This is a genomic window from Pantoea sp. NSTU24 (assembly GCF_050157905.1).
GTDB lineage: Bacteria > Pseudomonadota > Gammaproteobacteria > Enterobacterales > Enterobacteriaceae > Pantoea.
The window spans coordinates 2,841,034-2,867,180 of the sequence record NZ_JBKIWZ010000001.1; the positions used below are offsets into that span (position 1 = coordinate 2,841,034).

At 53.2% G+C, this 26,147-nt stretch carries 31 protein-coding genes, 2 tRNA genes, 4 rRNA genes and 1 pseudogene; 8 read left to right on the forward strand and 30 right to left on the reverse strand.

The annotated features are described in order from the left end of the window. Positions 1–9 precede the first annotated feature (9 nt). Entirely contained in the window at positions 10–1,110 is a 1,101-nt protein-coding gene (locus ACLHDD_RS13510; protein WP_427104517.1) for an amino acid ABC transporter permease, read from the forward strand. A gap of 8 nt (positions 1,111–1,118) precedes the next feature. Continuing rightward, positions 1,119–1,880, forward strand: a complete 762-nt coding sequence (locus ACLHDD_RS13515) for an amino acid ABC transporter ATP-binding protein (protein WP_111139686.1) — start codon at positions 1,119–1,121, stop codon at positions 1,878–1,880. Positions 1,881–2,083: 203 nt separating this feature from the next. Here the strand turns inward: ACLHDD_RS13515 and rrf (ACLHDD_RS13520) are convergent. The 6 genes from rrf (ACLHDD_RS13520) to ACLHDD_RS13545 all read right to left on the reverse strand — a co-directional run bounded on the left by rrf (ACLHDD_RS13520) (position 2,084) and on the right by ACLHDD_RS13545 (position 7,473). Next, positions 2,084–2,199, reverse strand: a 5S ribosomal RNA gene (gene rrf / locus ACLHDD_RS13520). Between the two features lie 34 nt (positions 2,200–2,233). After that, positions 2,234–2,309: transfer RNA gene (locus tag ACLHDD_RS13525), tRNA-Thr, on the reverse strand. Positions 2,310–2,323: 14 nt separating this feature from the next. Continuing rightward, positions 2,324–2,439, reverse strand: a 5S ribosomal RNA gene (gene rrf, locus ACLHDD_RS13530). Between the two features lie 199 nt (positions 2,440–2,638). Then, positions 2,639–5,542 (reverse strand): 23S ribosomal RNA (locus ACLHDD_RS13535). A gap of 226 nt (positions 5,543–5,768) precedes the next feature. Further along, positions 5,769–5,843, reverse strand: a tRNA-Glu gene (locus ACLHDD_RS13540). Between the two features lie 88 nt (positions 5,844–5,931). Further along, positions 5,932–7,473, reverse strand: a 16S ribosomal RNA gene (locus ACLHDD_RS13545). Together the 16S, 23S and 5S rRNA genes with 2 tRNA genes alongside form the textbook arrangement of a ribosomal RNA operon. Positions 7,474–7,963: 490 nt before the next feature. Between ACLHDD_RS13545 and ACLHDD_RS13550 the strand changes: the two genes are divergently transcribed. Continuing rightward, positions 7,964–8,518, forward strand: a complete 555-nt coding sequence (locus tag ACLHDD_RS13550; RefSeq protein WP_427104518.1) for a gamma carbonic anhydrase family protein — start codon at positions 7,964–7,966, stop codon at positions 8,516–8,518. Here ACLHDD_RS13550 and ACLHDD_RS13555 read toward each other — a convergent pair. The 6 genes and pseudogenes from ACLHDD_RS13555 to dprA all read right to left on the reverse strand — a co-directional run bounded on the left by ACLHDD_RS13555 (position 8,485) and on the right by dprA (position 12,278). Continuing rightward, entirely contained in the window at positions 8,485–8,742 is a 258-nt protein-coding gene (locus ACLHDD_RS13555; protein ID WP_427104519.1) for a DUF1488 domain-containing protein, read from the reverse strand. The genes ACLHDD_RS13550 and ACLHDD_RS13555 overlap by 34 nt on opposite strands. Beyond that, positions 8,739–9,556 (reverse strand): annotated as a pseudogene (gene aroE, locus ACLHDD_RS13560) (shikimate dehydrogenase). Before aroE ends, ACLHDD_RS13555 begins: the two are co-directional and overlap by 4 nt. A gap of 3 nt (positions 9,557–9,559) precedes the next feature. Then, a complete protein-coding gene (gene tsaC / locus ACLHDD_RS13565; protein WP_313656343.1) occupies positions 9,560–10,132 on the reverse strand; it encodes an L-threonylcarbamoyladenylate synthase type 1 TsaC in 573 nt (190 codons plus the stop codon). Between the two features lie 6 nt (positions 10,133–10,138). Further along, entirely contained in the window at positions 10,139–10,684 is a 546-nt protein-coding gene (locus ACLHDD_RS13570; RefSeq protein ID WP_427104520.1) for a topoisomerase DNA-binding C4 zinc finger domain-containing protein, read from the reverse strand. Positions 10,685–10,708: 24 nt separating this feature from the next. Continuing rightward, positions 10,709–11,182 (reverse strand): DUF494 family protein Smg, encoded by a 474-nt coding sequence (gene smg, locus ACLHDD_RS13575; protein ID WP_427104521.1) that lies wholly within the window; start codon positions 11,180–11,182, stop codon positions 10,709–10,711. Then, on the reverse strand, positions 11,154–12,278 hold the full coding sequence (gene dprA, locus ACLHDD_RS13580; RefSeq protein WP_427104522.1) for a DNA-protecting protein DprA: 1,125 nt from the start codon (positions 12,276–12,278) through the stop codon (positions 11,154–11,156). Before dprA ends, smg begins: the two co-directional genes overlap by 29 nt. Positions 12,279–12,393: 115 nt before the next feature. Between dprA and def the strand changes: the two genes are divergently transcribed. The 5 genes from def (at position 12,394) to mscL (ending at position 17,152) form a co-directional block, all read left to right on the forward strand. Then, entirely contained in the window at positions 12,394–12,906 is a 513-nt protein-coding gene (gene def, locus ACLHDD_RS13585; RefSeq protein WP_427104523.1) for a peptide deformylase, read from the forward strand. A gap of 20 nt (positions 12,907–12,926) precedes the next feature. Beyond that, on the forward strand, positions 12,927–13,871 hold the full coding sequence (gene fmt, locus ACLHDD_RS13590) for a methionyl-tRNA formyltransferase (protein ID WP_427104524.1): 945 nt from the start codon (positions 12,927–12,929) through the stop codon (positions 13,869–13,871). Positions 13,872–13,920: 49 nt separating this feature from the next. Continuing rightward, positions 13,921–15,222 (forward strand): 16S rRNA (cytosine(967)-C(5))-methyltransferase RsmB, encoded by a 1,302-nt coding sequence (gene rsmB, locus ACLHDD_RS13595; RefSeq protein ID WP_427104525.1) that lies wholly within the window; start codon positions 13,921–13,923, stop codon positions 15,220–15,222. Positions 15,223–15,240: 18 nt separating this feature from the next. After that, the gene (trkA, locus tag ACLHDD_RS13600) at positions 15,241–16,617 is read left to right on the forward strand and encodes a Trk system potassium transporter TrkA (RefSeq protein ID WP_427104526.1); all 1,377 of its coding nucleotides are present in this window, start codon (positions 15,241–15,243) and stop codon (positions 16,615–16,617) included. Between the two features lie 124 nt (positions 16,618–16,741). Next, positions 16,742–17,152: a large-conductance mechanosensitive channel protein MscL gene (gene mscL, locus ACLHDD_RS13605; RefSeq protein ID WP_427104527.1), complete on the forward strand. Its 411-nt coding sequence runs from the start codon at positions 16,742–16,744 to the stop codon at positions 17,150–17,152. Between the two features lie 9 nt (positions 17,153–17,161). Here the strand turns inward: mscL and ACLHDD_RS13610 are convergent, their stop codons facing one another. The 18 genes from ACLHDD_RS13610 to rplE form a co-directional block, all read right to left on the reverse strand. Next, positions 17,162–17,371: an alternative ribosome-rescue factor A gene (locus ACLHDD_RS13610; RefSeq protein ID WP_427104528.1), complete on the reverse strand. Its 210-nt coding sequence runs from the start codon at positions 17,369–17,371 to the stop codon at positions 17,162–17,164. 59 nt (positions 17,372–17,430) lie between these two features. Continuing rightward, positions 17,431–17,847 (reverse strand): Zn(2+)-responsive transcriptional regulator, encoded by a 417-nt coding sequence (gene zntR, locus ACLHDD_RS13615; RefSeq protein WP_427104529.1) that lies wholly within the window; start codon positions 17,845–17,847, stop codon positions 17,431–17,433. Next, positions 17,848–18,219, reverse strand: a complete 372-nt coding sequence (locus tag ACLHDD_RS13620; RefSeq protein ID WP_427104530.1) for a DnaJ family domain-containing protein — start codon at positions 18,217–18,219, stop codon at positions 17,848–17,850. 92 nt (positions 18,220–18,311) lie between these two features. Then, on the reverse strand, positions 18,312–18,698 hold the full coding sequence (gene rplQ / locus ACLHDD_RS13625; protein WP_003850180.1) for a 50S ribosomal protein L17: 387 nt from the start codon (positions 18,696–18,698) through the stop codon (positions 18,312–18,314). Between the two features lie 40 nt (positions 18,699–18,738). After that, positions 18,739–19,728, reverse strand: a complete 990-nt coding sequence (locus ACLHDD_RS13630) for a DNA-directed RNA polymerase subunit alpha (protein WP_003850179.1) — start codon at positions 19,726–19,728, stop codon at positions 18,739–18,741. 25 nt (positions 19,729–19,753) lie between these two features. Then, positions 19,754–20,374: a 30S ribosomal protein S4 gene (gene rpsD, locus ACLHDD_RS13635; protein ID WP_008927131.1), complete on the reverse strand. Its 621-nt coding sequence runs from the start codon at positions 20,372–20,374 to the stop codon at positions 19,754–19,756. 32 nt (positions 20,375–20,406) lie between these two features. Then, a complete protein-coding gene (gene rpsK, locus ACLHDD_RS13640; RefSeq protein WP_004160563.1) occupies positions 20,407–20,796 on the reverse strand; it encodes a 30S ribosomal protein S11 in 390 nt (129 codons plus the stop codon). 16 nt (positions 20,797–20,812) lie between these two features. After that, a complete protein-coding gene (gene rpsM / locus ACLHDD_RS13645; RefSeq protein ID WP_003850176.1) occupies positions 20,813–21,169 on the reverse strand; it encodes a 30S ribosomal protein S13 in 357 nt (118 codons plus the stop codon). A gap of 146 nt (positions 21,170–21,315) precedes the next feature. Then, complete coding sequence (rpmJ, locus tag ACLHDD_RS13650; protein WP_010252805.1) at positions 21,316–21,432, reverse strand: 50S ribosomal protein L36; 117 nt, start codon at positions 21,430–21,432, stop codon at positions 21,316–21,318. Positions 21,433–21,464: 32 nt separating this feature from the next. Further along, positions 21,465–22,796: a preprotein translocase subunit SecY gene (gene secY, locus ACLHDD_RS13655; RefSeq protein ID WP_003850175.1), complete on the reverse strand. Its 1,332-nt coding sequence runs from the start codon at positions 22,794–22,796 to the stop codon at positions 21,465–21,467. 7 nt (positions 22,797–22,803) lie between these two features. Beyond that, a complete protein-coding gene (gene rplO, locus ACLHDD_RS13660; RefSeq protein ID WP_003850168.1) occupies positions 22,804–23,238 on the reverse strand; it encodes a 50S ribosomal protein L15 in 435 nt (144 codons plus the stop codon). A gap of 3 nt (positions 23,239–23,241) precedes the next feature. Continuing rightward, positions 23,242–23,421 (reverse strand): 50S ribosomal protein L30, encoded by a 180-nt coding sequence (gene rpmD / locus ACLHDD_RS13665; RefSeq protein WP_003850166.1) that lies wholly within the window; start codon positions 23,419–23,421, stop codon positions 23,242–23,244. A 5-nt stretch (positions 23,422–23,426) separates the two neighbouring features. Beyond that, positions 23,427–23,927, reverse strand: a complete 501-nt coding sequence (gene rpsE, locus ACLHDD_RS13670) for a 30S ribosomal protein S5 (protein WP_003850164.1) — start codon at positions 23,925–23,927, stop codon at positions 23,427–23,429. A 14-nt stretch (positions 23,928–23,941) separates the two neighbouring features. Further along, positions 23,942–24,295, reverse strand: coding sequence for a 50S ribosomal protein L18 (gene rplR, locus ACLHDD_RS13675; protein WP_003850163.1), 354 nt, complete (start codon positions 24,293–24,295; stop codon positions 23,942–23,944). A gap of 9 nt (positions 24,296–24,304) precedes the next feature. Continuing rightward, positions 24,305–24,838 carry a 50S ribosomal protein L6 gene (rplF, locus tag ACLHDD_RS13680; protein WP_313656353.1) on the reverse strand — a complete coding sequence of 178 codons (534 nt, stop codon included), beginning with the start codon at positions 24,836–24,838 and terminating at the stop codon, positions 24,305–24,307. Positions 24,839–24,851: 13 nt separating this feature from the next. Then, positions 24,852–25,244, reverse strand: a complete 393-nt coding sequence (rpsH, locus tag ACLHDD_RS13685) for a 30S ribosomal protein S8 (RefSeq protein WP_003850158.1) — start codon at positions 25,242–25,244, stop codon at positions 24,852–24,854. A 32-nt stretch (positions 25,245–25,276) separates the two neighbouring features. Then, positions 25,277–25,582 (reverse strand): 30S ribosomal protein S14, encoded by a 306-nt coding sequence (gene rpsN, locus ACLHDD_RS13690; RefSeq protein ID WP_010618564.1) that lies wholly within the window; start codon positions 25,580–25,582, stop codon positions 25,277–25,279. Between the two features lie 14 nt (positions 25,583–25,596). Beyond that, positions 25,597–26,136 (reverse strand): 50S ribosomal protein L5, encoded by a 540-nt coding sequence (gene rplE / locus ACLHDD_RS13695; protein WP_003850155.1) that lies wholly within the window; start codon positions 26,134–26,136, stop codon positions 25,597–25,599. Between the last annotated feature and the right edge of the window lie 11 nt (positions 26,137–26,147).

Consider the following 26,147-nt stretch of genomic DNA (forward strand, 5'->3'; position numbering starts at 1 on the left):
GGGATCCTTATGTCTGTCACTACACATGAAACGCCCCCCGTCCCAACGACGCTGTTCAGTCGCGCCTGGCTCTGGGCTCGTAAAAATCTGTTTTCAAGCTGGTTTAATACCTTACTGACGCTGCTGTGCCTCTGGATAATCTGGCATGTCATTCCGCCGGCGCTTAACTGGCTGGTCTTTCAGGCCAACTGGATTGGCTCCACGCGTGCCGATTGCACCAAAGAGGGCGCCTGCTGGGTCTTTATCCATGCACGATTCGGTCAGTTCATGTATGGGCTCTACCCGCATGAACTGCGCTGGCGCATTAACCTGGCACTGGTGATTGGCCTGCTGTCGATTGTGCCGATGTTCGTGAAAAGTCTGCCTTATCGCGGACGCTATATCGCCGCCTGGGCGGTCATCTATCCACTGACAGTGTGGTTCCTGCTCTATGGCGGTTATCTGGGGCTGGATCGGGTTGAAACCCGTCAATGGGGCGGATTAACGCTGACGCTGATCATCGCCTCGGTCGGGATTGCCGGTGCGCTGCCGCTGGGTATTCTGCTGGCGCTGGGTCGCCGTTCACGGATGCCGGTGGTGCGTACACTGTCGATTATCTTTATCGAGTTCTGGCGTGGCGTTCCGCTGATTACGGTGCTGTTTATGTCATCCGTGATGCTGCCGCTGTTTATGTCAGAAGGAACAACGATCGACAAGCTGGTGCGCGCGCTGGTTGGGGTGATCCTTTTCCAGTCCGCCTATGTGGCCGAGGTGGTTCGCGGCGGCCTGCAGGCACTGCCTAAAGGGCAGTATGAAGCCGCCGAGTCGCTGGCGCTGGGCTACTGGAAGACGCAGATGCTGGTGATTCTGCCACAGGCACTGAAGCTCACGATCCCCGGCCTGGTGAACACCATCATCGCCCTGTTTAAAGACACCAGTCTGGTCATCATCATCGGCCTTTTCGATCTCTTCAGCAGCGTCCAGCAGGCCACGGTCGATCCGGCCTGGCTGGGCATGTCGACCGAAGGCTATGTCTTTGCTGCGCTGGTCTATTGGATTTTCTGTTTTAGCATGTCGCGCTATAGCCAGTATCTGGAAAAGCGCTTTCACACCGGGCGTACACCGCACTGAGGTTTTACATGACTGACTCTATGACACACTCTTCCGACCCGTTGATGATCTCGCTTGAGAACGTGAATAAATGGTACGGGCAGTTCCACGTACTGAAAGACATCAATCTGCAGGTAAAACCCCGCGAACGTATCGTGCTGTGCGGCCCTTCCGGCTCCGGTAAATCGACCACGATTCGCTGCATCAACCATCTGGAGGAGCATCAGCAGGGGCGCATCGTGGTGGATGGTATTCATCTTAACGATGATGTGCGTAATATTGAGCGCGTGCGCACCGAAGTCGGTATGGTCTTCCAGCACTTTAACCTCTTCCCCCATCTGACCGTGTTGCAAAACTGCACGCTGGCACCATCGTGGGTGAGAAAGATTCCAAAGAAGGAAGCGGATGAACTGGCCATGCACTATCTGCAGCGCGTGCGTATCGCTGAACATGCGCATAAGTTTCCGGGACAGCTCTCGGGAGGGCAGCAGCAGCGTGTGGCAATTGCCCGCTCGCTCTGTATGAAGCCGAAAATTATGCTGTTCGATGAGCCAACGTCGGCGCTGGATCCTGAAATGGTGAAAGAGGTGCTGGATACAATGATTGGCCTGGCTGAGGATGGAATGACGATGCTCTGCGTGACACATGAGATGGGCTTTGCCCGGACGGTCGCAGACCGGGTGATCTTTATGGATCGGGGTGAGATCGTCGAAGTCGCGCCACCTCAGGAGTTCTTTGCCAATCCGAAATCGGAGCGCACCCGAGCGTTTCTGTCGCAGGTTATCCACTGACAAGCCGTTCAGACAGTCTGTTAACCCGGCCTGGTGCCGGGTTTTTTATGGCCTGAATCCCACAGACAGCTTTGCTTTTTAACAGGTATAAGATGCCCAGACAGCGGAGTGATGGGTCAACAGAGATCAGGAAGGCTGAAAGTATTTATTGCGCCCAACGAAAAAAGCCCTTCGCATACGCGAAGGGCTCTCTCTTATTTGATGCCTGGCAGTTCCCTACTCTCGCATGGGGAGGCCCCACACTACCATCGGCGCTACGGCGTTTCACTTCTGAGTTCGGCATGGGGTCAGGTGGGACCACCGCGCTACAGCCGCCAGGCAAATTCTTTTATTTACCGAACTCGTGTCTTAACTGGTGCTGATACCCAGAGTCGAACTGGGGACCTCACCCTTACCAAGGGTGCGCTCTACCAACTGAGCCATATCAGCACACTAAATTTGATGCCTGGCAGTTCCCTACTCTCGCATGGGGAGGCCCCACACTACCATCGGCGCTACGGCGTTTCACTTCTGAGTTCGGCATGGGGTCAGGTGGGACCACCGCGCTAAAGCCGCCAGGCAAATCTTGGTGCACGAAACGAATCTTTTACGTTATGACCGCGTTGCCATCGCTCAGCCACACCGGTCACATACGTCAGTATGCTCCCGCTGATGTCTTCGCTCTGCGCCTTGTCACGCCGCAAAATCTTTCGTTTCCGCAAATTCTTATCCGGAAAACAGGGCTGAAAATCGTCTCTCAAAAACGCCTCTGGCGTTGTAAGGTTAAGCCTCACGGGTCATTAGTACCGGTTAGCTCAACGCATCGCTGCGCTTACACACCCGGCCTATCAACGTCGTCGTCTTCAACGTCCCTTCAGGACCCTCAAAGGGTCAGGGAGAACTCATCTCGGGGCAAGTTTCGTGCTTAGATGCTTTCAGCACTTATCTTTTCCGCACTTAGCTACCGGGCAGTGCCATTGGCATGACAACCCGAACACCAGCGGTGCGTTCACTCCGGTCCTCTCGTACTAGGAGCAACCCCCCTCAATTCTCCAGCGCCCACGGCAGATAGGGACCGAACTGTCTCACGACGTTCTAAACCCAGCTCGCGTACCACTTTAAACGGCGAACAGCCGTACCCTTGGGACCTACTTCAGCCCCAGGATGTGATGAGCCGACATCGAGGTGCCAAACACCGCCGTCGATATGAACTCTTGGGCGGTATCAGCCTGTTATCCCCGGAGTACCTTTTATCCGTTGAGCGATGGCCCTTCCATTCAGAACCACCGGATCACTATGACCTGCTTTCGCACCTGCTCGAGCCGTCACTCTCGCAGTCAAGCCAGCTTATGCCATTGCACTAACCTCACGATGTCCGACCGTGATTAGCTGACCTTCGTGCTCCTCCGTTACTCTTTGGGAGGAGACCGCCCCAGTCAAACTACCCACCAGACACTGTCCGCACCCCGGATCACGGGGCCACGTTAGAACATCAAACATTAAAGGGTGGTATTTCAAGGATGGCTCCACGCAGACTGGCGTCCGCGCTTCAAAGCCTCCCACCTATCCTACACATCAAGGCTCAATGTTCAGTGTCAAGCTGTAGTAAAGGTTCACGGGGTCTTTCCGTCTTGCCGCGGGTACACTGCATCTTCACAGCGAGTTCAATTTCACTGAGTCTCGGGTGGAGACAGCCTGGCCATCATTACGCCATTCGTGCAGGTCGGAACTTACCCGACAAGGAATTTCGCTACCTTAGGACCGTTATAGTTACGGCCGCCGTTTACCGGGGCTTCGATCAGGAGCTTCTCCTTACGGATAACCCCATCAATTAACCTTCCGGCACCGGGCAGGCGTCACACCGTATACGTCCACTTTCGTGTTTGCACAGTGCTGTGTTTTTAATAAACAGTTGCAGCCAGCTGGTATCTTCGACTGGCTTCGGCTCCGGGAGCAAGTCCCCTCACCTACGCGCCAGCGTGCCTTCTCCCGAAGTTACGGCACCATTTTGCCTAGTTCCTTCACCCGAGTTCTCTCAAGCGCCTTGGTATTCTCTACCTGACCACCTGTGTCGGTTTGGGGTACGATTCTGTGTTACCTGATGCTTAGAGGCTTTTCCTGGAAGCAGGGCATTTATCACTTCAGCACCGTAGTGCCTCGTCGTCACGCCTCAGTGTAAAGTGAACCGGATTTGCCTGGAACACACACCTACACGCTTAAACCGGGACAACCGTCGCCCGGCTGATATAGCCTTCTCCGTCCCCCCTTCGCAGTAACACCGAGTACAGGAATATTAACCTGTTTCCCATCGACTACGCCTTTCGGCCTCGCCTTAGGGGTCGACTCACCCTGCTCCGATTAACGTTGAACAGGAACCCTTGGTCTTCCGGCGAGCGGGCTTTTCACCCGCTTTATCGTTACTTATGTCAGCATTCGCACTTCTGATACCTCCAGCATGCCTCACAGCACACCTTCGACGGCTTACAGAACGCTCCCCTACCCAACAGTATTGCTACTGCTGCCGCAGCTTCGGTGCATGGTTTAGCCCCGTTACATCTTCCGCGCAGGCCGACTCGACCAGTGAGCTATTACGCTTTCTTTAAATGATGGCTGCTTCTAAGCCAACATCCTGGCTGTCTGTGCCTTCCCACATCGTTTCCCACTTAACCATGACTTTGGGACCTTAGCTGGCGGTCTGGGTTGTTTCCCTCTTCACGACGGACGTTAGCACCCGCCGTGTGTCTCCCGTGATAACATTCTCCGGTATTCGCAGTTTGCATCGGGTTGGTAAGCCGGGATGGCCCCCTAGCCGAAACAGTGCTCTACCCCCGGAGATGAGTTCACGAGGCGCTACCTAAATAGCTTTCGGGGAGAACCAGCTATCTCCCGGTTTGATTGGCCTTTCACCCCCAGCCACAGGTCATCCGCTAATTTTTCAACATTAGTCGGTTCGGTCCTCCAGTTAGTGTTACCCAACCTTCAACCTGCCCATGGCTAGATCACCGGGTTTCGGGTCTATACCCTGCAACTTAACGCCCAGTTAAGACTCGGTTTCCCTGCGGCTCCCCTATACGGTTAACCTTGCTACAGAATATAAGTCGCTGACCCATTATACAAAAGGTACGCAGTCACCCCATAAAAGAGGCTCCCACTGCTTGTACGTACACGGTTTCAGGTTCTTTTTCACTCCCCTCGCCGGGGTTCTTTTCGCCTTTCCCTCACGGTACTGGTTCACTATCGGTCAGTCAGGAGTATTTAGCCTTGGAGGATGGTCCCCCCATATTCAGACAGGATACCACGTGTCCCGCCTTACTCATCGAGCTCACAGCGTGTGTGCTTTTGTGTACGGGAGTATCACCCTGTACCCTGCGACTTTCCAGACGCTTCCACTAACACACAGGCTGATTCAGGCTCTGGGCTGCTCCCCGTTCGCTCGCCGCTACTGGGGGAATCTCGGTTGATTTCTTTTCCTCGGGGTACTTAGATGTTTCAGTTCCCCCGGTTCGCCTTGCAGCACTATGTATTCATGCTGCAATGATGCACAGAGTGCACCGGGTTTCCCCATTCGGACATCGACGGCTGTAGCGGTTCATATCACCTTACCGTCGCTTTACGCAGATTAGCACGTCCTTCATCGCCTCTGACTGCCTGGGCATCCACCGTGTACGCTTAGTCGCTTAACCTCACAACCCACAGGCGTTTTTCACGCTGCGGACTGCAGGGATTTGAGAGACTCGTACGCATCGCCTTTTTCATTCTTATTACGGAGAATGAAAGCGACGCGTCGTTTCAATTTTCAGCTTGTTCCGGATTGTTAAAGAGCAAATATCTCAGACGCGTCTCCCTGCTCGCGCAGCGGAAACGGTTTTGAGATACTGTGGAGACACCTTTCACCTGTCACCAAGCAGGTGGCGTCCCCTAGGGGATTCGAACCCCTGTTGCCGCCGTGAAAGGGCGGAGTCCTAACCGCTAGACGAAGGGGACACGATAGTGTCACGACTTCGCAGCCGTCCTGCTCATTACTTTTTATCAGACAATCTGTGTGAGCACTGCGCGGGACTGTATCTTAAGGTAAGGAGGTGATCCAACCGCAGGTTCCCCTACGGTTACCTTGTTACGACTTCACCCCAGTCATGAATCACAAAGTGGTAAGCGCCCTCCCGAAGGTTAAGCTACCTACTTCTTTTGCAACCCACTCCCATGGTGTGACGGGCGGTGTGTACAAGGCCCGGGAACGTATTCACCGTGGCATTCTGATCCACGATTACTAGCGATTCCGACTTCACGGAGTCGAGTTGCAGACTCCGATCCGGACTACGACGCACTTTGTGAGGTCCGCTTGCTCTCGCGAGGTCGCTTCTCTTTGTATGCGCCATTGTAGCACGTGTGTAGCCCTACTCGTAAGGGCCATGATGACTTGACGTCATCCCCACCTTCCTCCGGTTTATCACCGGCAGTCTCCTTTGAGTTCCCGACCGAATCGCTGGCAACAAAGGATAAGGGTTGCGCTCGTTGCGGGACTTAACCCAACATTTCACAACACGAGCTGACGACAGCCATGCAGCACCTGTCTCAGCGTTCCCGAAGGCACCAATCCATCTCTGGAAAGTTCGCTGGATGTCAAGAGTAGGTAAGGTTCTTCGCGTTGCATCGAATTAAACCACATGCTCCACCGCTTGTGCGGGCCCCCGTCAATTCATTTGAGTTTTAACCTTGCGGCCGTACTCCCCAGGCGGTCGACTTAACGCGTTAGCTCCGGAAGCCACGCCTCAAGGGCACAGCCTCCAAGTCGACATCGTTTACGGCGTGGACTACCAGGGTATCTAATCCTGTTTGCTCCCCACGCTTTCGCACCTGAGCGTCAGTCTTCGTCCAGGGGGCCGCCTTCGCCACCGGTATTCCTCCAGATCTCTACGCATTTCACCGCTACACCTGGAATTCTACCCCCCTCTACGAGACTCAAGCCTGCCAGTTTCAAATGCAGTTCCCAGGTTAAGCCCGGGGATTTCACATCTGACTTAACAGACCGCCTGCGTGCGCTTTACGCCCAGTAATTCCGATTAACGCTTGCACCCTCCGTATTACCGCGGCTGCTGGCACGGAGTTAGCCGGTGCTTCTTCTGCGGGTAACGTCAATCGGCGCGGTTATTAACCGCACCGCCTTCCTCCCCGCTGAAAGTACTTTACAACCCGAAGGCCTTCTTCATACACGCGGCATGGCTGCATCAGGCTTGCGCCCATTGTGCAATATTCCCCACTGCTGCCTCCCGTAGGAGTCTGGACCGTGTCTCAGTTCCAGTGTGGCTGGTCATCCTCTCAGACCAGCTAGGGATCGTCGCCTAGGTGGGCCATTACCCCGCCTACTAGCTAATCCCATCTGGGTTCATCCGATAGTGAGAGGCCCGAAGGTCCCCCTCTTTGGTCTTGCGACGTTATGCGGTATTAGCCACCGTTTCCAGTGGTTATCCCCCTCTATCGGGCAGATCCCCAGACATTACTCACCCGTCCGCCACTCGTCACCCAAGGAGCAAGCTCCTCTGTGCTACCGTCCGACTTGCATGTGTTAGGCCTGCCGCCAGCGTTCAATCTGAGCCATGATCAAACTCTTCAATTTAAAGTTTGATTTGCTGCAACCAGTGCAGCGATGCTCATCTGTAAAACGTCATAATGAATGTCATTATGTGTTCACTCGTGAGACTTGATATTTTTTGCGTCCGGAGACGCTGATATCAATCCTGCGAGTGCCCACACAGATTGTCTGATAAATTGTTAAAGAGCAGCGCGAACAGTGCGTTAGCGTCCTGTCGCGAGGTGGCGTATATTACGCTTTCCTCCTTCAGAGTCAACCTCTTTTTCAGAAGTTTTTCTCCGGCGGGTCAGTCTCCTGAACCTCTCAGCACGCTTCCCGTTGCCGGTGTGCCGTGTTGATGGAGGCGCATTATAGGGATCCCGTTTCAGAGCACAACCCTTTTTTTAGATCTTTTTTCTGAATGGTTATAAATGATCCAGATTGATGAGATCGCCAGCGATCCAGGCAAGAATTGGCTTGTCAGCTGGTTGAAATCGCATCAGGCTGAGCTGAAAACATGATAAAGGAGAACATAATGAGTTCCGCTCTACGTCCCTATAAGCATCTTTTTCCGCAAACCGGTCAGCGCGTCATGGTGGATCCCAGCAGTGTCGTCGTCGGCGATGTGATTATGGAGGATGACGTCAGCATCTGGCCGCTGGTTGCTATCAGGGGAGATGTGAATCAGGTTCGCATCGGCGCCCGCACCAATGTTCAGGACGGCTGTGTTCTGCATGTGACGCACAGGTCTGCGTCTAATCCACAGGGCTTTCCGCTTATTATTGGCGAGGATGTCACGGTCGGACATAAAGCCATGCTTCACGGCTGTACCATTGGTAATCGCGTGCTGGTTGGTATGGGATCTATTCTGCTTGATGGCGTGATAGTAGAAGAAGAGGTGATGATTGGCGCCGGCAGTCTGGTGCCGCCGGGTAAAAGACTGGAGAGCGGCTATCTCTATCTGGGGAGCCCGGTCAGACAGATCAGGCCACTGAATGAGAGTGAGAAAGAAGGCTTACGCTATTCCGCTAACAACTACGTTACCTGGAAAGATGATTATCTGGCTGGCGATAACCAGATCCAGCCCTGATCGTCAATACGATCCTGACCTATCGCGGCTTCGGCCTCATCTTCCAGATCCCAGCGGTGGTGCTGAAATAGCGCCACCGCCTCCCCTTCACCAAAACGTGCCACCAGCGACGTAGCGCCGATAGCACAGTTCAGCCGCATACCGTTGACCAGCACCGGGAAACAAACAGCGTCCCATTCCGCGTTATAGGTTACATCATCCGGAAACTGGATAGCCTGATTCACGACTGCATAGCCTGTTTAAGCTGAACAATGACTGGCGCGATTGCTGGCATCACACCGTGCCACAGATAGAACGCGTGGGCGGCCTGGCCAACCAGCATGCCTGCGCCATCGGCAAGATGCTGCGCACCGTGCGCCTGGCACCAGTGCAGAAACGGCGTCAGCCCGCTTTGATAGAACATGTCATAACAGCGCATGCCTGAATGGATGAGTTCTGCAGGTAAAGGAGGGGTTTTCCCCTCTACCCCGCTGGAGGTGGCATTAATGATTAAATCGAAGCGCTGATTTGCCAGCTGGCCGAAGTCAGATGCGCGGATAGTGCCACTCTGATTAAACAGGCCGGCAAGCTCTTCTGCCCGCGCGGCGGTGCGGTTGACCACCGTCAGTGTGACGCCTGATGAAAGCAGTGGCAGGATGACCCCGCGTGCTGCCCCCCTGCCCCCACCAGCAACACATTGTCACCGGCATTGATCATCCCCAGCCGTTCAAGGTCGCTTAGCAGGCCAATACCATCCGTGTTATCTCCCAGAATCAGCCCATCGCTGAGCTTCTTCACCGTGTTTACTGCGCCGGACATTGCGGCACGTTCGGTGAGCCGATCGGCAAACTCAAATGCCTGCTGTTTGAAAGGCAACGTCACGTTGGCGCCACGTCCGCCCTGTTCAAAAAAAGCCGTCAGCGCCTGAGGAAACGCCTCTGTCGGTGCGCAGATACGGCCATATCGATGTTCGATGCCCGTCTGTTCAGCGAAAGCCTGATGTATCAGCGGAGATTTACTGTGGTTGATCGGATTACCGAAAACGGCGAAGTGGTCCATGCATTAACCCTGACGTATAAGTTCGCCGCTGATGACATCGCGGATTTCGGAAGGATTGAGTCGTCCGCCCGTTTTTCCTGACAGCACCGGGAAGTGCTCACCAAACTGGCGCTTTACTTCTTCTGCCGTACGGCAGGGAGGCAGACCGGTCAGATTTGCGCTGGTTGATACCAGCGGTTTGCCAAATGCCCGGCAAATCGCCTGCACATCCGGATGATCGCTGACGCGAATCGCCAGTGAATCAAACTGTCCGGTAAGCCAGCGTGGCGTCTGAGGCGGAACGGGAACAACAAATGTGACCGGGCCCGGCCAGCATGCAAACATCCGTTCCCGCTGGATCACAGAGAGTTCGCGTGCAGAGATGTAAGGCTCCAGCTGACTGTAATCAGCCGCGATGAGAATCAGTCCCTTCTCAACCGGACGCTGTTTCAGTGCCAGCAGGGCCATAACGGCAGATTCACTGTCAGGGTCACAGCCCAGACCAAATACGGCTTCAGTGGGATAGGCGATGACCGCCTGTCGATTCAGCTGCGCTAAGCAGGTTTCAAGCGAATCGGCGAGGTGTTGATTTTCCATGAACGATCAATTCTCTTCAGTAATGGCTTTGCCACAACGCTTACTGGCGCAGAAGCGTTTCACGCCCTGCGCCGTCTTTTTCTCAACCAGCAGCGGATACTGACAATAAGGGCAGATTCCGGCAACGGGTATCAGGTTTACGACAAACTGGCAGGCCGGATAGCGATCGCAGGCGTGAAACGTTTTGCCATAGCGGGAGCGACGCTGAACCAGGTGACCTTCATGACACTGTGGACAGGCCAGCGTGGTTTCATCCGGCTTGTCGATAGTTTCCGTGTATCCGCATTCCGGATAGTGACTGCAGCCAATGAACATGCCAAAACGTCCCTGCCGCAGCACTTTATCTGCACCGCATTCAGGGCAGGAATGCCCTTCCAGCACTTTAACCACATGGCCATCGGCCTGACTTTTTAAAGGACGAATATAGTCGCACGCCGGGTAGTTCGCACAGCCAAGGAATGGACCATGTTTACCGGAGCGGATAACCAGTTCTGCCCCGCAAGCGGGGCAGGGATCCTGTTTAGGCACTGTGAAAAGTGCAGCTTTACTCATAGCGATCAATGCATGAAAGGAAATTCAGTGCAGCATACCTTCATTGACGTCGAATAGCAGTTCTTCCATCTGCTGATACGCGTTCTCACATCCCGGGATGTTGAACAGCACCATCAGCACCACCCATTTGAGATCTTCAAGGTCGAATTCAGAAGTATCCAGCGCCATGACGCGTTCGATGACCATTTCACGGGTTTCCAGATTCAGCACCTGAATCTGCTCCAGAAAGAGCAGGAAACCGCGGCTATCAGCATCTAAACGCTTGCTCTCTTCATCGGTATAGATGCGCATAGAGAGCGGATCATTCGTCATCAAAACTGGCGCAATCAGTCCTTCCTGGTAATCGGCCAGTCTTTCCAGCCAGTTGAGCGCACTGTAGATATCTTCACGATGGAACCCGGCATCCGTCAGGTCGTCTGTTAATCTGTCCTGATCAACACCCATTTCTGCTTCGTTGTGGATATATGTCTCAAACAAATATATCAGTACGTCGAACATGGCATGCCCTCCTCAATCGGACATAGCCGCCGGGTACAGCTGCGATCCATCCTGCTAACTCCAGTTCCAGCAACTGAGCTGAGATAACTGGCACAGATTGGCCGGCACGTTCAGCGACAACGTCAACAGGTGTAACCTCATCACCTACGTTAGCCAACACATCAGCAAATGGCAATGGAGCAGCGTCACTCATCTCAGAATAAATTTCACTGGTCTGGATTGGTGGCAGCCAGTGGAGTGCGCTGGCCAGGTCTTCCAGGATGTTATTCGGATGTGCCACCAGCAGTGCTCCCTGCTGGATCAGCCAGTTTACGCCTTCACTGAGAGGGTTGCCGAGCGCGCCAGGCAAAGCGTAGACGTTGCGGTTCTGTTCCAGCGCATAACGGGCCGTCACCAGCGAGCCACTTTTGAGCGTTGCCTCTGCCACCAGCACCCCATGACTCAGCCCACTGATGATGCGGTTACGGCGCGGAAAGTTAAACGGATGCGGGATAGCCGTCAGTGGAAACTCCGACACGACAGCCCCGCCCTGCTCAACGATCTCTGCGGCCAGCCGGGTATGGTTTTTTGGGTAGAGCCGCTGCAGGCCACTGCCCAACACCGCCACCGTTTTTCCGCCCGCGCTCAGTGCGGCCTGGTGAGCCACACCATCGATCCCCCGCGCCAGTCCGCTGGTGATGGTCAGGCCGCTGAGCGACAGGTGCCGGGTAAACCAGTCGCACCAGTATCGTCCATTGTGCGAACCATTCCGGCTCCCCACTACGGCTAACTGAGGGGTGCTAAGTACGCCAGGGTCGCCATCAATATAAAGTAACGGGGGAAAGTGACGCGTTTCTCTGAGACGGAGAGGGTAGGCAACGTCCAAAGCCGTGACCAGATGATGGGACGGGCTTTGCGCCAGCCAGGCGTATACCTCTGCAACCTTTTGATCGCTGAAACCATCATATTGCTGACGCTGATTCGCATCTAATCCAGCCCGAATCAGAGTCTCAGGGTCTGCTGCTCCGGTATCGGTTTTCTGCACCGCATCAACCCAGCGTTTCCCTGTCATTCCACTTACGGCCGCCAGCCGTATATAGTGCGCTAATCTCTCCATCTCTGGCTCCCTGATCGCCCCGGCTTCCTGCCGCACAATGCTGTCAATCAGGTCCCGAAAAGTCTACAATATGGGGTAGTAATCTTTTCATAACCGAATACAGATCTGGATATTTATGTCAGTTTTGCAGGTATTACATTTCCCTGACGAGCGCCTGCGCAAAGTCGCCGCGCCCGTTAAAGAAGTTAACGCAGACATTCAGCGTATCGTTGATGATATGTTCGACACGATGTACGCCGAAGAAGGTATCGGTCTTGCGGCAACGCAGGTCGATATTCATCAGCGCATTATCGTGATTGATGTCTCTGAAAGTCGCGAAGAGCGGTTAGTGCTGATTAACCCTGAACTGCTGGAAAAAAGCGGTGAAACCGGTATTGAAGAGGGCTGCCTCTCTATTCCGGAACAGCGTGCTTTTGTTCCGCGCGCCGAGCGGGTGAAGGTCCGCGCGCTGGATCGCGACGGTAAAAGTTTCGAGCTGGAAGCCAGCGAGCTACTGGCCATCTGTATCCAGCATGAGATCGATCATCTGGAAGGTAAGCTGTTTATCGATTATCTGTCGCCGCTGAAGCGTCAACGGATAAAAACGAAGTTAGAGAAGCTGGCGCGCCAGAACGCCCAGTCTTCCTGAGAACTCAAAAAGGGATAAACGTGTCTGCCCCGCTAAAAATCATTTTTGCCGGCACACCTGACTTTGCAGCGCGTCATCTTGACGCGCTGCTTGCATCTGAACATCAGGTTATCGGCGTATTCACCCAGCCCGACCGCCCCGCGGGTCGCGGTAACAAATTAACGCCTGGTCCGGTCAAAACGCTGGCCCTGGCGCATGACATCCCGGTCTTTCAGCCTAAATCTCTGCGACCTGAAGAGAATCAGCAGCTGGTCGCTGATTTACAGGCTGATGTGATGGTGGTGGTGGCCTATGGATTGATTCTGCCAAAAGCCGTGCTTGATATGCCCCGCCTGGGCTGTATCAACGTGCATGGCTCGCTGCTGCCTCGCTGGCGCGGCGCCGCGCCGATTCAGCGTGCGCTCTGGGCAGGCGACAGCGAAACCGGCGTCACCATCATGCAGATGGATGTGGGTCTGGATACCGGCGATATGCTCTATAAGCTTGCCTGTCCGATTACTGCTCAGGATACCAGCGCCACGCTCTATGACCGGCTGGCCGGGCTCGGGCCGCAGGGACTGCTGGAGACGCTGACGTTACTGAATACGCAGCAGGCTTCACCAGAGAAACAGGATGAGACGCAGGCGAACTATGCTGAAAAGCTCAGCAAAGAAGAGGCCCGTCTGGACTGGACCCTCTCTGCAGAGCAGCTTGAACGCTGCATCCGTGCATTTAATCCCTGGCCGATGAGCTTTTTCACTGTCGGCGATCAGCCGATCAAAGTCTGGCAGGCAAGTGTTCTGCCGCACTGTGATCGCTCGCCAGGCGAAATCATCAGCGCCGATAAGCAAGGCATCCAGGTTGCGACGGCGCAGGGTGTTCTGAACCTGCTGCAGTTACAGCCCGCCGGTAAAAAACCGATGTCGGCTCAGGATCTTCTCAACTCGCGCCGGGAATGGTTTGAACCTGGAACCCTTCTGGACTGACTCTCTGGCCCGGTGACTCGCCGGGCTTTTTGTTTGATGACAAAACCCTATGACTAAATCAATCAACCTGCGTAGCCTCTCCGCTCAGCTTATCGAGCGCGTCGTCGACAAAGGTGAATCCCTGAATACCGCCCTGCCTGCCGCCCAGAAAAAACTCTCCGATAAAGACAGTGCCTTGGTGCAGGAGATCTGTTTCGGCGTCCTGCGCACTTTACCGCAGCTGGAAGCTCTGATCGGTAAACTGATGGAACGTCCACTGACCGGTAAACAGCGGGTACTGCACTATCTGATCATGGTCGGGCTCTATCAGCTGGAGTATACCCGCGTTCCTGCCCATGCCGCGCTGGCAGAAACTGTCGCGGGTGCCGAGGCGCTGAAGCGTACCAGTATGAAAGGTCTGCTGAATGGCGTGCTGCGCCAGTTTCAGCGCCAGCGGGAAACCTTGCTCGCCAGCATTCAGGACGGTCCGCAGCGTTATCTGCATCCGGGCTGGCTGCTGAAACGCCTGCAGCACGCCTGGCCAGCGCAGTGGCAGCAGATTGTGGAAGCGAATAATCAGCGTCCACCGATGTGGCTGCGGGTCAATCGTCAGCACCACGATCGCGATGCCTGGCTCGCCTTGCTGGCCGAAAACGGCCGCAGTGCGCAACCCGCTGACGACGTGCCGGATGCGCTGCGGCTCAATACCCCGGCGCCGGTCAGCCAGTTACCCGGATTCGAACAGGGTTGGGTAACCGTGCAGGATGTCTCCGCGCAGCGCTGCGCCCTGCTGCTTGAACCCCAAAATGGCGAACAGATTCTGGATCTGTGTGCGGCGCCCGGCGGTAAAACTACCCATATTCTCGAAATCGCGCCTGAAGCCAGCGTGCTGGCGGTCGACGTTGATGCACAGCGCCTGAAACGGGTTAATGAGAATCTGACACGACTGGGCATGAACGCCGATGTGAAACAGGGTGATGGAAGGACCCCTAAACAGTGGTGCGGTGAGCGTGAGTTTGACCGTATCCTGCTGGATGCCCCCTGCTCCGCTACCGGTGTTATCCGCCGTCATCCCGACATCAAATGGCTGCGCCGGGATCGTGATATCGCTGAGCTGGCCTCGCTTCAGCGTGAAATTCTGGACGCTATCTGGCCTCATCTGAAACCTGGCGGTACGCTAATCTATGCCACCTGTTCTATCCTGCCTGAAGAGAATCACCAGCAGATAGACGCTTTTCTCCAGCGCCAGCCTGATGCCCGGGCCGTGCCGCTACAGGATGCGCCCGCAAACGGGTTGCAGGTTTTTCCACAGGCCGAAGGCGGAGATGGTTTCTTCTACGCGAAGCTGATAAAGAAATCGGGCACAAACTGAGATGAGTATTGATAAGCGATGAAAATAATCATTCTGGGCGCAGGACAGGTTGGCGGCACGCTGGCAGAGAATCTGGTCGGCGAGAACAACGACATTACGGTGGTTGATACCGACGCGTCGCGCCTGCGTCATCTGCAGGATAAGTTCGATCTTCGCGTGGTACAGGGTCATGGTTCCCATCCGCGTATCCTGCGTGAGGCGGGAGCCGAAGATGCCGACATGCTGGTTGCCGTCACGAACTCCGACGAAACCAACATGATTGCCTGCCAGATTGCCTATTCGCTTTTCAATACGCCAAATCGCATCGCCCGTATTCGCGCTGCCGACTATCTGCGTGATGCAGATAAGCTGTTTCTCCCTGAAGCGGTGCCTATCGATCACCTCATCTCACCGGAACAGCTGGTAATCGAAAATATCTATCGCCTGATCCAGTACCCCGGCGCACTGCAGGTCGTGAACTTTGCAGAAGGAAAAGTTAGCCTGGCCGTGGTCAAAGCTTACTATGGCGGGCCGCTGGTCGGTAATCCCCTGTCGATCATGCGTGAACACATGCCTCACATCGACACGCGCGTCGCCGCTATTTTCCGTCAGGATCGCCCTATTCGTCCGCAGGGCTCTACCATCGTCGAAGCCGGGGATGAGATTTTCTTTATCGCAGCCAGCCAGAACATCCGTGCGGTAATGAGTGAAATGCAACGGCTGGAGAAACCTTACAAGCGCATTATGCTGGTTGGCGGCGGCAACATTGGGTTTGGCCTGGCTCAGCGGCTGGAAAAACACTACAGCGTGAAGCTCATCGAGCGTAATCCTCAGCGCGCCGCAGAACTGGCAGAACATCTGCAGGACACCGTCGTCTTCTATGGCGACGCGTCTGATCAGGAGCTGCTGGCTGAAGAGCATGTTGAACAGGTCGATCTCTTTATCGCCGTCACCAATGACGATGAAGCCAATATTATGTCAGCAATGCTGGCGAAAAAAATGGGTGCCAAGAAGGTGATGGTGCTGATTCAGCGCCGCGCCTATGTCGATCTGGTTCAGGGCAGCGTGATTGATATTGCGATTTCACCTCAGCAGGCGACAATCTCTGCCCTGCTGGGGCATGTGCGCAAAGCTGATATCGTAGGTGTCTCTTCATTACGACGGGGCATTGCAGAAGCGATCGAAGCAATAGCGCATGGCGATGAGTCGACGTCACGTGTGGTGGGCCGCTCAATTGATGATATCAGACTGCCGCCTGGCACCATTATCGGCGCAGTGGTTCGCGGCAATGACGTCATGATCGCCAACGACAATCTGCGTATTGAACAGGGCGATCATGTCATCATGTTCCTGACCGACAAAAAGTTTGTCTCCGATGTGGAACGTCTCTTCCAGCCAAGTCCGTTCTTCCTCTGACGTTTGCCAGCACAGACTTACAGAATCAGCGGCAGGTAAAACTGCCGCTTAATTTGCTGTGTGGATGGCAAAACCAGCCAGGTTTGTTAGACTTTATGACATTGATCAGGGCAAGGAGAGAAGTATGAGTTTAATCAAAGAGTTTCGTGATTTTGCAATGCGCGGCAATGTGATAGATCTGGCCGTCGGTGTCATCATTGGTGCCGCTTTCGGTAAGATCGTTTCATCGCTGGTGGCCAACATTATTATGCCGCCGCTGGGCTTGCTGATTGGTGGTGTCGATTTTAAATCTTTCCAGTGGGTGCTTAAGCCTGCAGCTGGTGATGCGCCAGCCGTAGTCATGCAGTATGGTATTTTCCTGCAGACGATCTTCGATTTCGTGATCATCGCGTTTGCCATCTTTATGGCTATCAAACTGATGAACCGTCTGTATAAGAAAAAAGAAGTCGAGAAACCGGCTGCTAAGCCGTCGAACGAAGAAGTGCTGCTGACTGAGATCCGTGATCTGCTGAAACAGCAGAATACCCGCGTCTGACGTCAGGGCTTATCGGACGCTTTTGGCAGAAGGGCAGTGATAAGACGCTTTCTTATCACTGCCCTCCCATCCATTCCCCTTGTTGTGTTTTTCCTTCCGCTTAAAACTTCCTTTACCCTTTTGCTTCTGCTCGACGCGCTGCCTGAATAGCGGGTCGTGCAACAGAGCCTGGATGGCGTTATCGCGAATCTGCCCTTTATGATGCTGGTATTTACTCATGATGCCTCTTGTTGAGATGGAGTAATACTTTATGCTTTTACTGCAAAATAACAATACGCTTATTTATCCTGCGCTCCGCCACGCTCCAGCGCCTCAAGAATTGAGCATGAAATGCTACTGTGGCTGTCACCACAGCAGGCATCGGAAAGATGCCGTAGCGAACGCTGCATCATTTCTAACTCGGTAATCATTTCAGCCACTTCATTCAGCCGCTTTTCAACGATCGCTTTTGATTCCTGACAGGTATGATGCGCCGGATCGACACGAATCGAGAGAAGCTCTCTGATAGCTTCAAGGCTGAATCCCAGTTTTCGCCCATAGCGGATAAACTTCAGGCGCTGAAGGTCGCCCTCGTTATAGAGTCGAAATCCACCTTCTGTTCGCACACCATGATCCATCATCTGCTGCTTTTCATAAAAGCGGATAGTATCTGGCGTCACCTCTGCCAGCTTTGCTAACTGTCCGATACGAAACATTTACTCCTCCTCGCGAAAACGTTGTTCAATCGCTGTGGAGTAGGATCCATGCAGAAAGTCGGTACTCATGCCCGCCTGACGCAATCTCAGCTCCAGTATCCGCAGCCGATGACAGTGATCCTGATAGTGACGATCTTCGGGATCGAGCTGTCGAATCAGATCGTTCACTTCAACCGCCTCGCGTCTCAGCTCAAGCTCAGGCGGCAGAAATCCTGCATTTTTCAGTAACCGGTAGCCGGCTCGTAATTCCGGCGGAACATGACTGTCATCTTCCAGCTGCAGCGGTTTGCCGGCGCCGGGGAGATTACTCAGATCGCCTTTTTCCAGTGCTGCTTTGATATGCTGTTCAGCAAGTTCGTCAACCAGCCACATAGCCGACTCCTCTGAAGTTAATCCTGCTTCTAAAATAGTAAATTTCAGACAATAAAAAACCCGCCGGAGCGGGTTTTTTACGTTGCTGCAGATTACTCTGCGGCTGCTTCTGCTTGAGCTTCTGGACGATCAACCAGCTCGATGTAAGCCATCGGAGCGTTGTCACCAGCACGGAAGCCACACTTCAGAATGCGAGTGTAACCACCGGCACGGCTCGCGAAACGCGGGCCCAGCTCGTTAAACAGTTTTGCCACGATCTCGTTATCACGAGTACGGGCGAATGCCAGACGACGATTAGCTACGCTGTCGGTCTTGGCAAGAGTAATCAGCGGCTCAACTACGCGACGCAGTTCTTTGGCTTTCGGCAGAGTCGTTTTGATGATCTCATGACGAACCAGAGAACCGGCCATGTTGCGGAACATAGCCTGACGATGGCTGCTGTTGCGGTTCAGTTGACGACCACTCTTACGATGGCGCATGACCTTATCCTTCTCAGTGAAACCTTAACCTGTGATCTGATTATTCATCAGCAATGCTTGCTGGCGGCCAGTTCTCAAGGCGCATGCCCAGAGAAAGACCACGCGAAGCCAGCACATCTTTAATCTCAGTAAGAGATTTTTTACCAAGGTTAGGCGTTTTGAGCAGCTCAACCTCGGTACGCTGTACCAGATCACCGATGTAGTGGATAGCTTCTGCCTTGAGGCAGTTAGCAGAGCGGACAGTCAATTCCAGATCGTCAACAGGGCGCAGCAGGATCGGATCGAATTCTGGTTTCTCTTCTTTCACTTCAGGCTGACGTACATCACGTAAGTCAACGAAAGCTTCAAGTTGTTCTGCCAGAATGGTCGCCGCACGACGAATCGCCTCTTCAGGATCGATTGTGCCGTTGGTTTCCATTTCGATGACCAGCTTGTCCAGGTCGGTACGCTGCTCAACACGCGCTGCTTCAACATTGTAGGCGATACGGTCTACAGGGCTGTAGCAAGCGTCAACGAGCAGACGGCCGATTGGGCGCTCATCTTCTTCCGAATGAATTCGGGCAGAAGCCGGTACATAGCCACGACCACGCTGAACTTTGATGCGCATGCTGATAGCTGCGTTCTCATCGGTCAGATGGCAAATGACATGCTGAGGCTTGACGATTTCGACATCACCGTCATGGGTAATGTCGGCTGCAGTCACAGGGCCAATGCCAGATTTATTCAGGGTCAGAATAACTTCATCTTTACCCTGAACTCTTACCGCCAGCCCTTTCAGGTTGAGCAGGATTTCCAGGATATCTTCCTGTACGCCCTCTTTGGTGCTGTACTCATGGAGTACACCATCAATTTCAACCTCGGTCACCGCGCAACCCGGCATGGATGAAAGCAGAATACGGCGCAGTGCGTTACCAAGAGTATGGCCAAAGCCACGCTCTAAAGGCTCAAGGGTCACCTTGGCGTGCGTCGAACTCACTTGCTCGATATCTACCAGGCGCGGTTTTAGAAACTCTGTCACAGAACCCTGCATTGTGTCCTCTCTTTGGTACTAAGCTTTACTTGGAGTAAAGCTCGACGATCAGGTGTTCGTTAATGTCCGCAGACAGATCAGTACGTTCAGGAATACGCTTGAACACACCTTCCATCTTAGTCGCATCAACTTCCAGCCAGGTTGGCTTTTCACGCTGCTCAGCCAGCTCCAGAGCGGCCTTCACGCGAGATTGCTTTTTGGCTTTCTCACGGATGCTAACGACATCATTCGGAGATACCTGATAAGAAGCGATGTTAACAACGCGACCATTTACCAGAACAGACTTATGGCTGACCAGCTGACGTGCTTCTGCACGCGTGGCACCAAAGCCCATACGATAAACAACGTTGTCCAGACGACCTTCCAGCAGAGCCAACAGGTTTTCACCGGTGTTGCCTTTCAGACGAGCTGCTTCTTTGTAATAGTTACGGAACTGACGCTCCAGCACGCCGTAGATACGACGAACTTTCTGCTTTTCACGTAACTGACCGCCGTAATCAGACAGACGCGGTTTACGCGCACCATGCTGACCAGGGGCTTGTTCAATCTTACACTTGGAATCGATCGCGCGAACGCCAGACTTAAGGAATAAGTCAGTGCCCTCACGACGGCTCAGCTTGAGCTTAGGACCCAAATATCTTGCCATTTTCTTTCTCCAACTATCCTAAAAAACGGGCGTTATACGCGACGTTTTTTCGGCGGACGACAACCGTTATGAGGGATAGGAGTCACATCAGTAATATTAGTGATGCGGAAACCAGCGGCGTTCAGAGCACGAATAGTAGATTCGCGGCCTGGACCCGGACCCTTTACCATAACTTCCAGATTCTTAATTCCGTAATCTTTTACCGCTTCTGCACAGCGCTCTGCAGCGACCTGAGCAGCAAACGGAGTGGATTTACGTGAACCGCGGAAACCGGAACCACCGGCGGTTGCCCAACCCAGTGCGTTACCCTGACGATCAGTAATAGTAACGATGGTGTTGTTAAAAGAAGCATGGACATGAGCCACGCCATCTGAGACTTGTTTTCTTACACGCTTGCGTGCACGAACTGGTGCCTTTGCCATTATTTACTCACCCCGATTATTTCTTGATCGGTTTACGCGGACCCTTACGGGTACGTGCGTTGGTCTTGGTACGCTGACCGCGAACCGGAAGACCACGACGATGGCGCAAACCACGGTAGCAACCAAGGTCCATAAGACGCTTGATGCTCAGGGTGATTTCACGGCGCAGATCACCTTCAACAACGAATTTCGCAACTGCGTCACGCAGCTGATCAATTTGTTCTTCAGACAGCTCACTGATCTTAACATTTTCAGCAATACCCGTTGAAGCGCAGATGGCTTTAGAACGGGTTTTACCGATACCGAAGATCGAAGTTAATGCGATAACGGTATGTTTTTGATCAGGAATGTTAATGCCTGCTATACGGGCCACTATGCACTCCTATAATTAAACAAGCACGTCCCATGCTGAAAAGCCCGTTTTCAGGATACTCAAATGGAAACGCACTGACATACAAAAGATTGGCTGGCTAATCTAGCCAGCTCAACCCGACTTTGCAAGAAAAATATGTGACTAAATCAGCCTTGGCGCTGTTTATGCTTTGGCTCGGCACTGCAGATCACACGTACGACACCGTCGCGACGAATGATTTTGCAGTTACGACATAATCTCTTGACGGAAGCACGAACTTTCATTTTTACTCTCCGTAACTTCTCAACCAACTGAATTAACGGCCGTAGCCTTTCAGGTTAGCTTTCTTCAGTGCCGACTCATACTGACTTGACATCATCAGAGTCTGCACTTGAGCCATAAAGTCCATGATGACGACAACTACGATAAGCAGTGAAGTACCGCCAAAGTAGAAGGGAACCTTCATCGCATCACGCATGAACTCCGGGATAAGGCAGATAAAAGTAATGTACAGCGCGCCGATTAAGGTCAAACGCGTCATCACTTTATCAATATACTTCGCCGTTTGCTCTCCCGGACGAATTCCCGGTACGAATGCACCAGACTTCTTCAGGTTATCTGCTGTTTCACGTGGGTTGAAAACCAACGCCGTATAGAAGAAACAGAAGAAGATGATTGCAGTCGCATAGAGTAGCACATAAAGCGGCTGTCCTGGCTGCAAATACAGCGAAATTGTTGTCAGCCAGTTCCAACCGGTACCGCCCCCAAACCACGATGCAATCGTTGCCGGGAACAGAATAATGCTGGAAGCAAAGATGGCTGGAATAACACCCGCCATGTTCACTTTCAACGGTAAATGTGTGCTCTGTGCAGCGTAAACGCGACGACCTTGCTGACGTTTTGCATAGTTCACCACAATGCGGCGTTGACCACGTTCAACGAAGATAACAAAGAAAGTCACTGCGAATACGAGTACTGCAACCAACAGCAACAAGAGGAAGTGCAGGTCGCCTTGCCGCGCTTGCTCGATGGTATGGCCAATGGCCGGCGGAAGACCCGCAACAATACCCGCGAAGATAATGATCGAAATACCGTTACCGATACCCCGTTCAGTAATCTGTTCGCCCAGCCACATCAGGAACATGGTTCCTGAGACCAGACTCACAACAGCGGTAAAGTAGAAGGCAAAGCCTGGATTCATGACCAGACCTTGCATTCCTGGCATATTCGGCAAACCGGTAGCAATACCGATCGACTGGAATATGGCCAATACCAACGTACCGTATCGGGTGTACTGACTAATCTTACGACGGCCAGCCTCCCCTTCCTTCTTGATTTCCGCTAACGCTGGATGAACCACCGTTAATAGCTGGATAATAATCGATGCCGAAATATACGGCATGATACCCAGCGCGAAAATAGAAGCACGGCTAAGAGCACCACCAGAGAACATGTTAAACATTTCAATGATGGTGCCACGCTGTTGCTCAAGCAGTTTGGCAAGTACAGTGGCATCAATACCAGGGATTGGAATAAAAGAGCCAATACGGAAGACAATGAGTGCGCCGATAACAAACAGTAGTCTGCGTTTCAGCTCACCAAAGCCGCCTTTGGCGCTTTGAAAATCTAATCCCGGTTGTTTAGCCATCTGCTACTTATTCCTCGATTTTACCGCCAGCAGCTTCGATTGCAGCACGAGCACCTTTGGTGACACGCAGACCGCGAACCGTTACCGGTGTAGAAACTTCGCCAGACAGAATTACTTTAACGAATTCAATCTGAACACCGACAATGTTGGCTGCTTTCAGCGCGTTCAGGTCGACGATACCGCCTTCAACTTTCGCCAGATCAGACAGACGAATCTCTGTGGTGATCATTGCTTTGCGAGAGGTGAAACCGAACTTCGGCAGACGACGGTACAGAGGCATCTGACCACCTTCGAAACCGCGACGTACGCCACCGCCAGAACGAGAGTTCTGACCTTTGTGACCACGACCACCGGTTTTTCCGAGGCCAGAACCGATACCACGACCCAGACGCTTGGTAGCGTGCTTAGACCCTTCGGCCGGAGACAGAGTATTTAAACGCATCTCTTACTCCTCCACTTTAACCATATAGGAAACCGCGTTAACCATACCGCGTACTGCAGGCGTGTCTTCACGCTCAACGGTGTGGCCAATACGACGCAGACCCAGGCCAACCAGAGTGGCTTTATGCTTAGGCAAGCGGCCGATTGAGCTACGGGTTTGAGTGATTTTAATAGTCTTAGCCATCGTGATTACCCCAGAATTTCTTCAACGGATTTACCACGCTTAGCAGCGACCATTTCCGGAGATTTCATATTGCCCAGGCCGTCGATAGTTGCACGAACCACGTTAATCGGGTTGGTGGAACCATAGGCTTTTGCCAGAACGTTATGAACTCCAGCGACTTCCAGAACGGCGCGCATTGCACCACCGGCGATGATACCGGTACCTTCTGAAGCCGGCTGCATGAACACGCGGGAACCCGTGTGCGCACCTTTAACAGGGTGCTGCAGGGTGCCGTTGGTCAGCGCGACGTTAACCATGTTGCGACGGGCTTTCTCCATCGCTTTCTGGATCGCTGCTGGAACTTCACGCGCTTTACCGTAACCAAAACCTACGCGACCATTACCATCGCCTACCACAGTCAGTGCTGTGAAGGAGAAGATACGACCACCTTTAACAGTTTTAGAAACACGGTTTACCGCGATCAGTTTTTCCTGCAGTTCGCCAGCTTGTTTCTCGATGTGTGCCATCTTAGACCTCTACCTTAGAACTGAAGGCCAGCTTCACGGGCAGCATCTGCCAGTGCCTGGACGCGACCATGATATTGGAAACCGGAACGGTCGAAAGAAACACCAGTGATGCCTTTTTCGATTGCGCGTTCTGCGATAGCTTTACCTACTGCAGCTGCGGCTTCTTTATTACCGGTATACTTCAGTTGTTCAGTGATAGCTTTTTCTACAGTAGAAGCAGCGACCAGAACTTCGGAACCGTTCGGGGCGATTACCTGTGCGTAAATATGACGCGGGGTACGATGTACCACCAGGCGAGTAGCACCCAGCTCTTTGAGCTTGCGACGTGCACGGGTCGCACGACGGATACGAGCAGATTTCTTATCCATAGTGTTACCTTACTTCTTCTTAGCCTCTTTGGTACGCACGACTTCGTCGGCGTAACGGACACCCTTGCCTTTGTAAGGCTCAGGACGACGGTAGGCGCGCAGGTCCGCTGCAACCTGACCAATCAGCTGCTTATCAGCGCCTTTCAGCACGATTTCAGTCTGAGTTGGACACTCTGCAGTGATACCCGCGGGCAGCTGGTGATCGACTGGATGAGAAAAGCCCAGAGACAGGTTGATCATGTTGCCTTTGATGGCCGCACGATAACCTACACCAACCAGCTGCAGCTTCTTAGTGAAGCCTTCGGTAACACCGATAACCATTGCGTTCAGCAGCGCGCGAGAAGTACCCGCCTGCGCCCAGCCGTCAACGAAGCCTTCGCGCGGAGCGAAAGTCAGAGCGTTGTCAGCATGCTTAACTTCAACAGCATCATTGATAGTACGAGTCAGCTCGCCGTTTTTACCTTTAATCGAAATTACCTGACCGTCGAGTTTTACCTCTACGCCGGCAGGAACAACGACAGGTGCTTTAGCAACACGAGACATATGTATCCTCCGATTACGCTACGTAGCAGATAATTTCGCCACCAAGACCAGCCTGGCGCGCTGCACGATCAGTCATGACACCTTTGGATGTAGAAACTACAGCGATGCCCATACCAGCCATTACCTTTGGCAGCTCATCTTTTTTCTTATAGATGCGCAGGCCAGGACGGCTTACTCGCTGAATGCTTTCTACAACAGCTTTACCCTGGAAATACTTAAGAGTCAGTTCCAGTTCCAGCTTGATGTCGCCTTCGATTTTGAAATCTTCAATATATCCTTCTTCCTTCAGAACGTTGGCAATTGCCAATTTCAGCTTGGAGGAAGGCATGGTGACCGCAACTTTGTTCGCGGCCTGACCGTTACGGATACGGGTCAGCATATCCGCGATCGGATCTTGCATGCTCATCTGTGTTACTCCCGTGATTCAATTGGTGACAATTACCAGCTAGCCTTTTTCAGACCCGGGATTTCACCGCGCATGGCGGCTTCACGGACCTTGATACGGCTCAACCCAAACTTCCGCAGGAAACCGTGCGGACGACCTGTTTGACGGCAGCGGTTACGCTGACGTGAAGGGCTGGAATCACGTGGCAGACTCTGCAGCTTCAGAACGGCATTCCAACGATCTTCGTCAGAAGCGTTCACATCAGAAATGATCGCTTTCAGTTCAGCGCGCTTGGCGAAGAACTTGTCTGCTAATTTCACACGCTTAACTTCGCGTGCTTTCATAGATTGCTTAGCCATTAAGTAACCCTACCTTACTTACGGAACGGGAAGTCAAAGGCAGCCAGCAGTGCACGGCCTTCATCATCAGATTTCGCAGTAGTGGTAATGGTAATATCCAAACCACGAACGCGATCGACTTTGTCGTAGTCGATTTCTGGGAAGATGATCTGTTCACGCACACCCATGCTGTAGTTGCCACGGCCGTCGAATGACTTAGCGGACAAGCCACGGAAGTCACGGATACGTGGAACAGCAATGGTGACCAGACGCTCAAAGAACTCCCACATGCGCTCGCCACGCAGAGTTACTTTACAGCCGATCGGATAGCCCTGACGGATTTTGAAGCCTGCAACTGATTTGCGTGCTTTGGTGACCAGCGGTTTTTGACCGGAGATTGCTGCCAGGTCAGCTGCTGCGTTATCCAGCAGTTTCTTGTCAGCGATCGCTTCACCAACACCCATGTTCAGGGTGATCTTCTCGACCCGAGGGACTTGCATGACAGAATTGTAGCCAAACTCTGTCATGAGTTTCTGGACTACTTCGTCTTTGTAGTAATCATGCAGTTTCGCCATCGTACTACTCC